At 39.1% G+C, this 13,717-nt stretch carries 11 protein-coding genes; 5 read left to right on the top strand and 6 right to left on the bottom strand.

The features are described from left to right. Nucleotides 1–77 precede the first annotated feature (77 nt). The 3 genes from BMX11_RS16690 to BMX11_RS16680 are packed head-to-tail and all read left to right on the top strand — an operon-like array spanning nt 78 to nt 4,532. Nucleotides 78–1,058, top strand: a complete 981-nt coding sequence (locus tag BMX11_RS16690) for a purple acid phosphatase family protein (protein ID WP_090886322.1) — start codon at nt 78–80, stop codon at nt 1,056–1,058. A gap of 20 nt (nt 1,059–1,078) precedes the next feature. Then, the gene (locus BMX11_RS16685) at nt 1,079–2,311 is read left to right on the top strand and encodes an acyltransferase family protein (protein WP_090886320.1); all 1,233 of its coding nucleotides are present in this window, start codon (nt 1,079–1,081) and stop codon (nt 2,309–2,311) included. Nucleotides 2,312–2,321: 10 nt separating this feature from the next. Beyond that, a complete protein-coding gene (locus BMX11_RS16680; protein ID WP_090886318.1) occupies nt 2,322–4,532 on the top strand; it encodes an alpha-N-acetylglucosaminidase in 2,211 nt (736 codons plus the stop codon). A 221-nt stretch (nt 4,533–4,753) separates the two neighbouring features. On the opposite strand, the gene BMX11_RS16675 is transcribed toward BMX11_RS16680, so the two are convergent. From BMX11_RS16675 to BMX11_RS16655, 4 genes are all read right to left on the bottom strand, one after another. Then, nucleotides 4,754–7,228 carry a mechanosensitive ion channel family protein gene (locus tag BMX11_RS16675; protein WP_245738694.1) on the bottom strand — a complete coding sequence of 825 codons (2,475 nt, stop codon included), beginning with the start codon at nt 7,226–7,228 and terminating at the stop codon, nt 4,754–4,756. A gap of 237 nt (nt 7,229–7,465) precedes the next feature. Then, entirely contained in the window at nt 7,466–7,879 is a 414-nt protein-coding gene (locus BMX11_RS16665) for a PA14 domain-containing protein (protein ID WP_090886314.1), read from the bottom strand. Next, the gene (locus BMX11_RS16660) at nt 7,825–9,516 is read right to left on the bottom strand and encodes a sulfatase-like hydrolase/transferase (RefSeq protein WP_090886312.1); all 1,692 of its coding nucleotides are present in this window, start codon (nt 9,514–9,516) and stop codon (nt 7,825–7,827) included. Before BMX11_RS16660 ends, BMX11_RS16665 begins: the two co-directional genes overlap by 55 nt. Before the next feature lie 43 nt (nt 9,517–9,559). After that, nucleotides 9,560–9,892 (bottom strand): gamma-glutamylcyclotransferase family protein, encoded by a 333-nt coding sequence (locus BMX11_RS16655; RefSeq protein ID WP_090886310.1) that lies wholly within the window; start codon nt 9,890–9,892, stop codon nt 9,560–9,562. 365 nt (nt 9,893–10,257) lie between these two features. Between BMX11_RS16655 and BMX11_RS16650 the strand changes: the two genes are divergently transcribed. Next, on the top strand, nt 10,258–11,001 hold the full coding sequence (locus BMX11_RS16650) for a glucose 1-dehydrogenase (protein ID WP_090886308.1): 744 nt from the start codon (nt 10,258–10,260) through the stop codon (nt 10,999–11,001). 302 nt (nt 11,002–11,303) lie between these two features. Next, nucleotides 11,304–11,699, top strand: coding sequence for a DoxX family protein (locus BMX11_RS16645; protein WP_090886306.1), 396 nt, complete (start codon nt 11,304–11,306; stop codon nt 11,697–11,699). Nucleotides 11,700–11,751: 52 nt separating this feature from the next. Here BMX11_RS16645 and BMX11_RS16640 read toward each other — a convergent pair whose 3' ends face one another. Both BMX11_RS16640 and BMX11_RS16635 read right to left on the bottom strand, forming a co-directional pair. Further along, complete coding sequence (locus BMX11_RS16640; RefSeq protein ID WP_090886305.1) at nt 11,752–12,513, bottom strand: LytR/AlgR family response regulator transcription factor; 762 nt, start codon at nt 12,511–12,513, stop codon at nt 11,752–11,754. Beyond that, nucleotides 12,494–13,510, bottom strand: coding sequence for a sensor histidine kinase (locus tag BMX11_RS16635; RefSeq protein ID WP_090886303.1), 1,017 nt, complete (start codon nt 13,508–13,510; stop codon nt 12,494–12,496). The genes BMX11_RS16640 and BMX11_RS16635 overlap by 20 nt, the downstream gene beginning before the upstream one ends. Nucleotides 13,511–13,717: the final 207 nt, after the last annotated feature.

The following is a 13,717-nucleotide window of genomic DNA, read 5'->3' as shown; positions in this document are numbered from 1 at the left end:
AGCCTCATACCTTTCCAAATCTCTATCTTTAATCGGTCAATTTCTTTAAACTGATTAACACTTTTTCAAAGCATCCCATGATTAAACATTTACCTTTTCTCCTCTTTTTAATGGCATTCGGTTCTGTAAAAGCACAATTATTGCTCAAAGAACCAGCAAGCAACCCAGCCATTACGAAAACAATAACCAAAACACCCGGTTCGCTAAATTTTATTGCCATGGGCGATTGGGGCCGAAACGGAGCCGATCATCAAAAGCAGGTTGCCAAACAAATGGGCTTAACGGCAACAGACGTTAAAGCACAATTTATCATTTCTACCGGCGACAATTTTTATCCGAGCGGTGTTATCAGCGCTCAGGATCCATCATTCAAATATTCGTTTGAAGACATTTATACCGATTTCTCTCTTCAGTGGGACTGGTACGTTGTATTGGGCAACCACGACTATAAATCCAATCCGGATGCACAGGTAGAATATTCCAAAATCAGCAGAAGATGGAAAATGCCTGCCCGTTACTTTGCAAAAAAATTCCCCATTAACGGGGATCTAAATAATCAAGTCTTAATTGCTTTTATAGACACAAACCCCCTCATACCCGAATTTTATAAAAATTCGGAATATGGTCCAAATGTTAAAGGACAAGACACTACCGCACAAAAACGTTGGTTAGCGAAAACACTGAGTGATAGCGACCCCAGCATTAAGTGGAAAATAGTAGTTGGTCACCATCCCATGTATACAGGCGGTAGCCGAACTGATGGTTATGATACCAAGGCTGTTCGCAGCTCACTTAAATCGGTACTGGACCGTTATGGTGTAGATGTTTACTTAACAGGCCACGAACATAGTTTACAACACATTAAGCCAGAAGGCAAAACCCATCATTTTATTTCTGGTGCAGCATCAGAAAAAACACCGGTAAAACTGATCGAAAACCAACAAATGGCAGCCTCTACTTATGGTTTTATGCTTTTCTCCATTAATAAAGATTTGATTAAGGTACAAACCATAAACGATGAAGGTGAAATCATTTATACCACCAATATCAAAAAGTAAAAATAGATTCAAAGCCCAAAATGATCCTATCTCCAACATCTGAAAATAGTTTAAAACCCGCTAAGTCTAAAAGATTATTATCATTAGATGCGCTTAGGGGTTTTGATATGTTCTGGATTATCAGCGGTGAGGGTATTTTCCACGGCCTTGCAAATGGTGTTAAGGAAAAACATCAGCTGCTCCGAAATGCGGAGAACTGGATGATTCAGCCCAATGGCGAATTATCTTTTTTAGAACGTACTGCCGTACTGGTTAGTAACCAGCTTCACCATACCGTGTGGAACGGCTTTACCTTTTACGACATGATCTTTCCCTTGTTCATTTTCATCTCCGGCATATCAATGCCCTTTTCCTATAGCAAGTATTTTACTGAAACCAATCCGGTTTTGAAGAAAGAGGCCAGAAAAACAATCTATCGTTCTCTTATCAAAAGAACTTTAATTCTACTTGTTTTAGGTATGGTGGTTAATGGCCTGCTTCAATTTAAAGGCTATGAACAAACCCGTTTCGCAAGCGTTTTGGGCAGAATTGCCTTATCTGCCTTTTTTGCGGCACTGATTTTTCTACACTTCAACTTCAAAAAGCAGGTGATGTGGTTTGCAGGAATTCTGTTTGGGTATTTTGCGTTAATGATGTGGGTTCCCGTGCCTGGTTTTGGTGCTGGGGTAATCAGCCCAGATGGCAACCTTTCGGCATTTATAGATCAGCACTTTTTGCCCGGTAAACTACATCGTATATTTTACGACCCTGAAGGTTTGCTTTCTACGCTACCTGCAGTAGCCTCTGCCCTTCTCGGGATATTTACAGGCCAGTTTTTAAAACTTTCTGAGCACAAATTCAGTCTGGCTAAGAAAAGTCTTTTAATGGCTATTGCTGCAGTTGTGCTTCTTGGCATGGGCTTAGTGTGGAGCATTTGGTTCCCAATTAATAAAAATATATGGAGCAGTTCATTTGTACTTTTTGCAGGTGGCTGGAGCCTGCTGTTATTTGCCCTGTTTTATGCCATTATTGATGTGGCTGGATACCGCAAATGGAGCATGCCTTTTGTGTGGATGGGTACCAACTCTATCTTAATTTACATGGCTGCGCATGGATTGATTAACTTCGAAGCCAGTTCGCAGTTTTTATTTGGTGGCATGATCAAGCTGGCCAATACACCGTGGCAACCCGCTATACTCTGGCTTGGTGTATTGCTGATCCAATTGGCCTTGCTCAAATTTCTTTACGACAAAAAATGGTTTTTAAAGGTTTAATTTATATCAAATGAGATTAAAAATATTTATAGCTGCAATAACACTTTTGGGAATTACCAATGAAGTAAGCGCGCAAGCAGACCTTCAGGCATCCAAAGCCTTAATTTCGAGGGTATTGCCCCAAAAACAATCAGCATTTATTACCGAAAGCATCCCCCAGGAAAATGGAAAAGATGTTTTTGAGTTGGAAAGTAAAAACAACCAAATCATTTTGCGGGGAAGCAGTGGCGTAGCCATTTCCTCTGCCTTATATTATTACCTAAATGAATATTGTCATAGCCAGATTACCTGGAATGGCACTAATTTAAACGTACCGGCAAAACTCCCTTTAATCGCTGAAAAAATCAGAAAGGTTACCCCTTACACCTATCGCTATTACCTAAACTATTGTACTTTCAACTACAGCATGAGCTGGTGGAATTGGGAACGCTGGGAAAAGGAAATTGACTGGATGGCTTTGCACGGGATTAATATGCCCCTGGCCATTAGAGGTGAGGAATATACCTGGTATTTATTATACAAAGAGATGGGATTTAGTGATGAGGATTTGAAAGGCTTTTTCACCGGTCCGGCATATTTCTCCTGGTTTTGGATGGGTAACATAGACGGTTGGGGTGGCCCGCTTCCTGTTAGCTGGATGAAAAGCCATTTCGAACTGCAAAAGAAAATCTTAGCCCGTCAACGCGCCTTAGGCATGAAACCTGTGCTTCCTGCATTTACAGGCCATGTTCCTGCAGCTTTTCAGAAGAAATTTCCTCAGGCTAAATTAAAAGCCACCAATTGGACAAATGGCTTTGCCGATACCTACATTCTGGATTCTGAAGACCCTATGTTTGCCGAAATTGGTAAGCGTTTTTTACAAAAACAAACGGCCTTATTGGGCACAGATCACCTGTATTCTGCTGATACCTTTAATGAAAATGAGCCGCCATCTGATGATCCGGCATTCTTAGGAAAACTGAGCAAAAGAGTATACGATGGGATGTCGCAAGCCGATCCCGCCGCAGTTTGGGTAATGCAAGGCTGGCTTTTTTACAGTGATCGTAAGTTTTGGAAAGAACCACAAACAGAGGCCTTACTCAAAGCCGTTCCTAACGATAAGATGATTATCCTTGATCTGGCTACGGAAATTGAACCTGTTTGGAAGCGTACGGATGCCTTTTATGGTAAGCCCTGGATTTGGAATATGCTGCATAACTTTGGCGGTAACACCAACCTGTTTGGCAGAATGGATGTGGTAGCCTCAGCTCCTGCAGCTGCATTAAATGATCCTAAAAGCGGAAACCTGGTAGGCATTGGTCTTACAATGGAAGGCATAGAGCAAAACCCTGTACTTTATGAATTAATGACGGCACATACCTGGCAAAATCAGGCTATTGACCTCAAAACCTGGCTTCCATCATTTATCCGCAACCGCTATGGAAATAAAGATGCTCATGCTTTGAAGGCTTGGGATATTTTACATCAAACCGTATTTACCGTACCGCAAGACAAATACATTAGAGATGGGGCCGAATCTATTATTCAGGCCAGACCAACCTTAGATAGCCTTACCCGATGGACGAATACACGTTTAAACTACTTACCTCAGGATTTGCTCCCTGCCTGGGACGAGCTGATAAAGGCATCGGCTACCTGCAAAAAAAGTGACGGCTTCCAATATGACATCGTTGATTTAACGAGGCAAGTAATGGCCAACTATGCACTACCCCTTCAACAAGAAATTGTACGCGCATATAAAAATAAAGATCAAGCTGCGCTGAAGAAATACAGTGTACAATTTATACAATTAATTACTGATATGGATCAGGTTTTAGCCACCCGAAGGGATTTTCTTTTAGGCCCCTGGGTTGCAGATGCACGCCGTTGGGGAACAAATGAAAGTGAAAAAGCCCTTTACGAAATGAACGCAAAAGACTTAATTACCTTGTGGGGGGATGCCAAAAACCCACTACACGAATATGCTTGCAGGCAGTGGAGTGGGTTGATGAACGACTTCTACAAACCAAGGTGGCAACAGTTTTTCCAAAAGCTGGAAACCAGCTTACAACAGAAAAAAGCGCTTGATGTGAAAGCCTTTGATAAAGAGATTAGCGAATGGGAATGGAAGTGGGTTAATCAACGGAAGGATTATCCAACACTAACCAAAGGTGATCCTATTGCAACAGCAAAGCTCATGTATCAAAAATACAGAAAGCTGATGCAAAGTGCTCATTTGTAGTAAAAATCAATCCTGAGTATTGAACATGCCCAGTACTCAGGACTGATTGCCTTCGACTTTCTAACCGAACATAAACAACTCATTAACAGATTTTTACAAAAAAGATGCCATGATGGCTTCCAAATCTAAAATCGGAACAGGTATCCGATAAGCTTAAGCAAAGCTTTCATTAACGCTTGCTATATTCATAATTAACAAACAGAATTAATGCTACATCCTCTTTATTCCTTTTCATCATCATTCTTCTCGGGATAATGAAGATGCACATCCTGTTGTGGAAAAGGAATAGCGATGTCATTTGCTTTAAAAGCAGCTGAAATGGCAATAATCAGATCACTTCTAGTCGCATAAGCATCTCTGATATGTTTAGTCCAGAAGTTAATTTTAACATCAATGGTACTCGCACCAAACTGCTCGTATTGAACAACCGGACCTGGGTTCTTGACTACCCTGGGTTCTGCAGTTAAAACATCAGAAAGAATTTGTCTGCACTGCTGTAAATCGGCCTGGTAGGAAAGTCCCATTACAATAGATATTCTTTTGCGGTTACCAGCAAGTGTCCAGTTAACCAGATGCGAATTCAAAAGATCCCCATTGGGCATCACCAAATCTGCACCATCCCAGGTAGATATCACACTACTTCTGAACCCGATCGACTTCATTGTTCCTCCCTGACCATCAACATCAACAATATCACCTACATTAACCGGTTTTTCAAATGCAATGATTAAGCCACTCACCAGGTTATTCACCAGGGTTTGTAGTCCAAATCCGATGCCTACACCCAAGGCACCCAACACGATCGTAATCCGATCCATGGGTATTCCTGCCGCAGCAATGGCTAAAAACAAACCCATACTTAAAATAAAGATCCGAACAAGCAGAATCCAACTTCCCAAACCTGTTTTAGGCTTTTCATCTTTGTTTACCACTAAATGCTCATCAGAAGCGAAAAAAGAAACGATTTTAGAAATCAATACAGCTATCGCCATAATGGCTACAAAAAGTAGCAGGCTATTAATGCTAAAGGTATAATTACCTAAGGTACGATCTTGGTTAAAAAAATCTTTTAAGGGTGCAGAAAGGTATTCGAAAGCGGGAAAGTTATGTCCCATCAAAATGAGCCAGCCCAATACGAGGAGCGCATAAAGCAAGACAGGGGCCTTCTTGCCAACCCTTTCAAAATTGAGGTAAAAAAGTTTTCGGTCTTGTACGGTATACACATCAAAGGCAAGTAGTAATCCCTCATTAATAAAGCGCACTACCCAAAGAAAAAGTATGGCCACAACAACGTTAAGAAAGCCACCAATAAATAGGGTTTTAGAGAGGTTATAACGGCCTAAAATATTAGCCATTATGGATACTGTCTCCAGAAATACCATAAATCCAATGGAATAAATGATCCATCTTTCTCTGAGTTCGCTCTGTCTTTTCTCAAAAAGAATAATCAATCCTATGATCACACCAATTCCAGCCACAACCAAAATGAACCAACGTTCTACCCTGGAGGCTTGTAAAACCAAATTGTCTACCGAAGAAAAGAAGAAGAAAAAAACCATTAACAACCAAACATTTAGCCAATATTTGGTAATAAATCCTTTAAAAATGATGGTTAAACTGAAGCAACAAATCAACCAGAATATTACACTGAGGATAAATGGAGGCGAGAGAAAAATGAACTGAAAGAGACTGATGACCAATATGATAGCAGAGGCAATGGGGTAACGAAGCACAAGCTGTCCTTCAAAATCACTTTTAAGCAAATTTCTAGCTGCATATATTCGCTTTAATGAGCGCAGGTAAATAAAGGAAATCAGCACCAAAAGGAAGAGAATTATTAATTTCCCTAAATTGTTCTCTGCATAAAAAAGCAGTGTCATTATCCCTTTAGCTATAGAAAAATGGGCTATTTCTCCAAATGAACGATATTGACTGGCTGGACTCCAAAGATTTCCAAAATCTCTTCTGAAGGTATGTACGGCCATCTCCTTCTGATAGACTTCAATTTCTTCGATGTTAATCTGAAGTTTAGATACAACTAAATTAACCTGATTTAATAACGTTTGAACATTACCATTAGCAAGCTTTAATGCACTATCTATTGGTGTCATTTCATAGGCAACGGTTGCAATCTTTTGCAAGTATTTAACTAAGGCTGAAGAATCTGTAGGAAAACGAAAAAGTGCAGGAACACTAATTAAAGAATCTAGTCGGTAACGAAATCCGTTCAGCTGCTGCTGATGATGATCTAAATTGGACTTACGCGCCTTGGCCTTGTTTAATAACTCATGCAGGATTTTTGAGGTGGCTGTTAAATTTCTGAAAGTTTGGGCGCTACCCTTTTCAGTAAATACGCCATCGCCAGCAACTTTTAAGTCAGCTTCAATTTCCTTTAATTCAGACTTGGTACCCACCGTATCAACACTGGTTCGAAGGTAAGCTTTAGCTTTTTGCATTGTTATCCTTACCTCCTCAAATACATTGTTCTGAATGGCAACGGCTTTATCATCCTCAAAATCGGTGGCACTTTTCCGAGCAGAATTACGGGCAAATTCCTGCATTTTGGCCACAAACGTTTTATTGCTATCTAGTTGTTTTGATCTTAAAGTATCTCTTTTTTGAGCCAGAGTACTAAACCAGGTCAATAAAAAAAACAATAGCAATAAGGGGAATCGATTTGTTTTAAGGATGATCATAAAAGCGGAACTTACTCAATAATAACGAAAATGAAATTTGAATCAAAACATATTGTTTGGGAAATAGTTGATTGGTTCAATAGTTCATTAGGCATTGGTTCATTCAATCATCCAATCATCCAATCATTCAGTCATTCAGTCATTCAGTCATCCAATCATCCAATCATCCAATCATTCAATCATTCAATCATTCAATCATTCAATCATTCCATCATTCAATCATTCCATCCCTGTACACTATAACATCAAAGCGCTTTCGATAGGTGCTAATTTACCTTCCCGACCAAACTTAATATCAAGTGTATTCTTTTCACCATCCTTTTGAAGTTGATAAACTTTTATGGGGTGTATTCCTTTCTGCAATAGGATCGTTCTTTCAATTTTTCGACCTGTATAGCCGAAATCCGCATCAATTGTGGCAGCATCATGGATCCTTACAAAGGCTTTCTCTTTACTGGATAAGGAAATCTGGTAACGTCCGGTTTCAGGAACTTTTAGGTAAGAAGAAAATACCAACACTCCCGATCCATTTATTTCTTGAGCATCGAAGGTACTAGCAAGGCCTGATTTTGATATCTTTAAACCATTTTCTTTCGCTAACCAGGGAAAATCACCTTTATAAAAGCTCCATTTAACACCCTTCTTAGGCATTTTTCTAATCTTAATGCAGGAATTGCAGTTGTATCATAAGGTCTCCTGGCCTCTTTATCTGGAGTTCTTAACTGCAATACACGATCCTTCATTTGCTGTTGTGTATTTATATAATGAGCAAGTTTCGCCAAATCAACGCTCTCCTTAGGATCTTTCACTACATCATAAATTTCAAAATTATCATCAGCTGACTTGATATTGTAACGGACTCCAACCAAATTCCCAAAACGGATCATCTGCATCTGTCCACGCTTTCTCCCTTGCCTGCCCAATTCAAAGGAATTGAACTTTGGTGTATTTCCTCCTTCAAAATATTCGGTGTATACCATACTTTCCTGCTGATTTCCTTTCCCCAATAAAGTGGGTAACAATGAAACTCCATCTGCCCTAGCTGGAATTGGAAGCTTTGCTGCATCGGCAAATGTTGGCAACCAATCAGATAACATAGATGGTGTAGCTACTATCTTCCCTCCAGGAATATGTTTTTTCCATTGTACAATAACTGGCATGCGCATTCCTCCCTCCCAGCAATCGCGCTTAATCCCATCAAACGGACCATAACTATCAAAAAACGTGGGCAGGTTTGCCGCATATTCCTTAGGAAGGTAAGACTCCATTGACGGACCATTGTCTGATGAAAATACGACTAAGGTATTGTTGTCTATTTTTAAATCCTTTAATAGTTTTAAGAGATCTCCTACTGCATCATCAATCCTTCTCACTGCCGTTGCATAACGCTTATAAGTATCTGGCCAGGGTACCTCTGGTGTAGCAGCATTCTGGTCATCATCATACGTGGCATGTACATAATCCGGGTGAATGTAGTTATCTACCGTTCCAGAAGCGGTGTTAATCATGTTACCTGCTGTACCCATCCATTTTAAGCCGCCATCAATTCCGCCACCTGGCGGATAAGCCTGTGTTGGAAGTTCGAGTACTGCATGTGGAGCATCATAAGCCAGATACATGAAAAAAGGCCTGGCGCGATCTTGCTCTTCAGCTTTGATAATCCAGTCTTTGGCTTTCGCTGTCCATAAATCAGTAGTGTAGCACCTGGCAAAATCTTTAGAAACCTCTTTATAATTTTCCCAAATCTCCTTTTTACCCCTGTATATTCCTTCAACTGGATAATGCTCATGGCCATCTGCGTGGCGCATATAGCCAAAGTAATGGTCAAATCCTCTTTTTAGTGGATGTGCAGGCCAATTCGGACTTTGCTTCTCATCATCACCCTGCAAGCCCCATTTCCCAATTGCTGCAGTGCGATAGCCGGCTTGCTTCATTACAGTTGCCAGGGTATGGTTATTTTCGAGTGCTTTATCAAACTGATTATCTCTTACCTGAGCATTTCCTTGATTAACACCTGTAAGCAGAGATGCCCTTGAAGGCGCACACACAGGAGCATTGGCATATTGTTGAGTTAAAATGGCACCTTGAGCAGCCATCTCATCCAAATGTGGACTAACCTGATAAGGAAGACTTCGGTTTCCGCTTAATTTACGTTGATTTTGAAAAAGTACCCCCAAATCTCCGTAACCCATATCATCTACCAAAATATAAATAATATTGGGCGCTTGCTGGGCATAGGTAATTAAAGTGAATACACTAAAAAAGGCAGCGATAATTATTTTTTTCATGGTCGGTTTTAAAGGAGTTTGAGGTACAAATGGCTTTATCGTCCTATTTCAGTACGTATACAAAACCAATTCTCCCAGATTTAAAGGAAACTTCAACTCTTTTATAATCGTCTACCTCATATTCATCTGCCTGAGCAAGCTCCTGGTCAGTGATTTCAAAAAGTACTCCTTCTACCTCCTTCGCCTCTTCTCCTGAAAAATGAATAATGGGATGGTATTTCTCCTCGCTCTTTCTTAGAACTTCAGGATCTGTAATCTCTAACATCCTTAGCTCATAGCCTGGCAAAGCATCATGCTGCCCTTTTAAAATGCGTCCAAAAGTTTCTAGCTGAACTTGTTCTTTCTGCAGTGTACCGTAAGAAAATAATAATGGCATGTGTAGATAAATTTATATAATTCGTAAGAATACGGAATTTCGTCTGAATAAAGTCATATAGCAATTTAAGAAAAAAAAGCAGAAACAATATGCCTGCTTAATCGTTTAGTAAATGATTCCGGGGTGGTTTCCGGAATATATTAGTTTGGTTAGTTGATTAGGGATAGCGTTCTGCATCCCTTTTCTTTTTTCCTGGAAATTTCACCGACAACATAATCCACACATTACCAACACTATAGCATCACACCTGCAGCAACAGCCATGGTCATAGCCAGGTCAGGATGATACGACTTACTGGTATACTCTATTATACTGGTTACAAATATATACCACACACGATATACCTTTGGTTAAAATTTAAAATCATGAAAAAGTTTAATAACAAAGTTGCAATCGTTACAGGTGGAAATAGCGGTATCGGTTATGCAACAGCACAAGAATTAATAGCACAAGGTGCTAAAGTAATTATTACAGGTAGAAGAAAAGAAGCTTTAGAAAAAGCTGCACAAGCGCTTGGAGCAATACCCTTTGTTGCAGATCAAGCAGAATTAGGCGATATAGATAAGCTGGTTGCAGCAGTAAAAGAATTTCATGGAAATGTAGATATCTTATTTGTTAATGCAGGCATTGTGGGAGAAAGTACCTTAATTGAATCTGCCAGTGCAGAAAATTTCGATCAGGTAATGAACATTAACTTTAGAGGAGCCTATTTCACCTTAAGCAAATTTATTCCAATCCTTAATGATGGGGCCTCAGTGGTCATGCTTTCTTCTATAGTAGCTACCATGCACCAACCCTCAAGCTCGATCTATCAAGCCAGTAAAGCCGCACTCAATTCTATCTCGAAAACTGCTGCCAATGAGTTGGCCCCTAGAAAAATTCGGGTAAATATGATTAGTCCAGGACCTACTCAAACAGAAGTAATGAATAAATCTGGAATGGATGAAACTACAGTAAAAGGGATTATGGATCACCTAACCAACATTATCCCCTTAAAAAAGATAGGAAAACCTGAAGATGTAGCCAAGTTGGTAAGCTACTTAAGCGATGATGCAGCCTCTTTTATAACGGGATCTGAGTTCATCATTGATGGCGGATTAACTTTGTAATGTAAGAGGGCTGAAAAGTGGAAGATGGTATAATGGAAATGGATATATTAAAGTCCTGAAATCCATCTTTCCCTTTTTATTTGTAGCCACAGAAGAAAGATAAATGGTGCCCTATTATATGGTTTTCAGCCATCAGAAAGTCCCTACTAGTTTAGTTCATTTTGCATCCAAGCTAAAACATTGTTCGTCCTCAGCATTGTCTATCTGGTCTTTTATTTTGTCTAACTCAGGGTAAAACTGCTCTAACTTCCAGGGATCAAAACCCATCTTTGAATTATTAATTAACTCAAAATCAAAAGATCATGAACACAAAAACAACAAGCGTAATTTACTGGGCAGGCGTAGCATTAACTTCATTATGGTTTGGCGCTAGTGGTATATTCGAATTAACAAAGAACCCAATTGTATGGGATATCACTTTACAGTTGGGCTATCCGGTCTACTTTATTTATGTATTAGGAGTAGCTAAATTAACAGGTATTGCTGTACTACTTACTCCCGGGAAATTTTTAAGATTAAAAGAATGGGTATTTGCCGGAATATTTTTCGATATCATCTTTGCTTTCTCCTCCAAGTTAAGCGTAATCGGATTTGCCGCAACCACAGATGCCATCATCGCTTTTGTAATGGTAAGCGTTACTTATGTGATGTTTAGAAAATTGTATCCTGCTACCTATTTAAAAGCTGCAACAATTTAATCAATAGCTTAATTATCAAAAAACCCATGGTCCGTGCTTCACGGACCATCATCTATCGATCGGCCATCCAGGATAAAAAATTATTCGATTTCTCTTTATTAATCAATAATTTATCTGGCGTTTCGATCACCAACTTAACGTAAAGTTTGCGAAGAAAATAATGCTCAATTTCTTTTATGGCTTTAAAATTCACCAGGTATTGGCGGTTAACCCGAAAAAACTGTTTACTGGATACTAAGTGGGTAATTTGATCCAGCGACTGACTAAGTGCAAACTCCTGCTGGTCAAAGCACATAATGGATGTAGAATCATTTCGAATGTAAAAGAATGCAATTTGATCGACATGCACAGTCGTATATTTTTGATTCTTAAATACCAGAAAACTCGTTTTTTCTGCGGCAGGAATTAGCCTGGCTAATAATTCTTCAATATCTGGAGAAGTTTTTTGCTGGAAGAAATTTTTAAGTTCGTCAACCTTTTTAAATGCATTTTCGATATCTGCTTTAGAAAAAGGCTTCAAAATATAGTCAACACCATTACTTTTAAAGGCATCTAAAGAGTATTCATCATAAGCAGTGCAGAAAACCACCGGACAAGTAATCTTTACCGATTTGAATATCTCAAAACAAAGTCCATCGGCTAATTGAATATCCATAAAAATTAAATCGGGCTTAAGATCAGCTGAAAGTGCTGTTACCGATTCTTCTACGCTTTGAAAGTGACCAATAAGTTTGGCAGCAGGTTTAATCTCTACAATAAGGTTTTGAAGTGACTTAGCTGTTCTAAGCTCGTCTTCAATGATGAGAATGTTCATAAATAAGTGGGAGTTTAATCTTAAAAATTTGCTGGTCATTTACTATTTCTACGCGTTTATCTAGCAATCGGCTATATCTAAGTTCAACATTTTTGAGTCCCACGCCAAGTGAATCTTCAGCTTTTTTCAGTTGAATCTGATTCTCTACAACGATTTGCTCATTTTCCTGATATACCTTGATATGTAGTGGCTTATTTAGGGAAACAATATTATGTTTAAGGCAATTTTCGATTAGCAATTGCAAGGTGAAAGGTGGAATAAGCGTTTGTAATACCTCTTCATTCAGCGAGCTCGTAAAGGTAAACCCTTCATCAAATCGGGCCTTCTGTAAAAAAAGATAAGCATTTAGAATCTCCATTTCTTCGTTCACATGAATCAAATCGAGTTTTCGACTTTCCAGGGTATGCCTGTAGAAACTCGATAATTTCAAAATAAAATCTCCTGCATCCTTATCTCCGGTTTCTACCATCGCCTTTAATGTACTTAAACTATTAAATAAGAAATGTGGATTTACCTGTTGTTTCAACAGCTCGTACTGTGCCTCCAGATTATCGGTTTTAATTTGTTCCAACTCTATGCTTACATGCTGATTTTCATAGTTTTGTTGTAGCAAATTGAGAAACATATAACAAACCAGGTTAATTAAAATGCCCCTCACTTCCACCATCAGCATGATTGGTCCAAAACTAATATGCGAAAGAATAAGTTGCTGAATATAAGCCAGTCCAAACATAATAACCAAACCAAACAGCAAGGACCGAAGCAATTTGGAATAAGATATCCGCTGCTTACGTGGATTACTATCCTTACGGGAAAGCATATAAATATTGAAGTACCACATCAATAATGAAAATATAGCTGTTATGGCGGCATTAACGGAGGCCTCGGCTAAATTAAAATTATGTGATGCCAGTTGTGGCGCAGAGGATATTAAACCCAAGAATATGGAGCTGAGCCATATGGTGGCCTGAGATATCTTTAAATCGTTTATTTTCATCTATTCTGGGATACTGTTACCTGGTATAAAAACAGTATACAAATTTATAATTAAATTAGAGAGATATGAGACGCTAGAAATTAGACACAAGATATGAGACGCTAGATATGAGACTACCGGTATGGTGCCTATTTGCCTCTCAAGTCTCAAATCTCATATCTCACATCTCAAGCCTTTGCTAGATATGAGACGCTAGATATGAGATTA

It is taken from the genome of Pedobacter rhizosphaerae (assembly GCF_900111155.1).
Classification (GTDB): Bacteria; Bacteroidota; Bacteroidia; order Sphingobacteriales; family Sphingobacteriaceae; genus Pedobacter; species Pedobacter rhizosphaerae.
The sequence above is the reverse complement of the archived record's forward strand: the minus strand, read 5'-3'. Positions and strand labels throughout refer to the sequence as shown.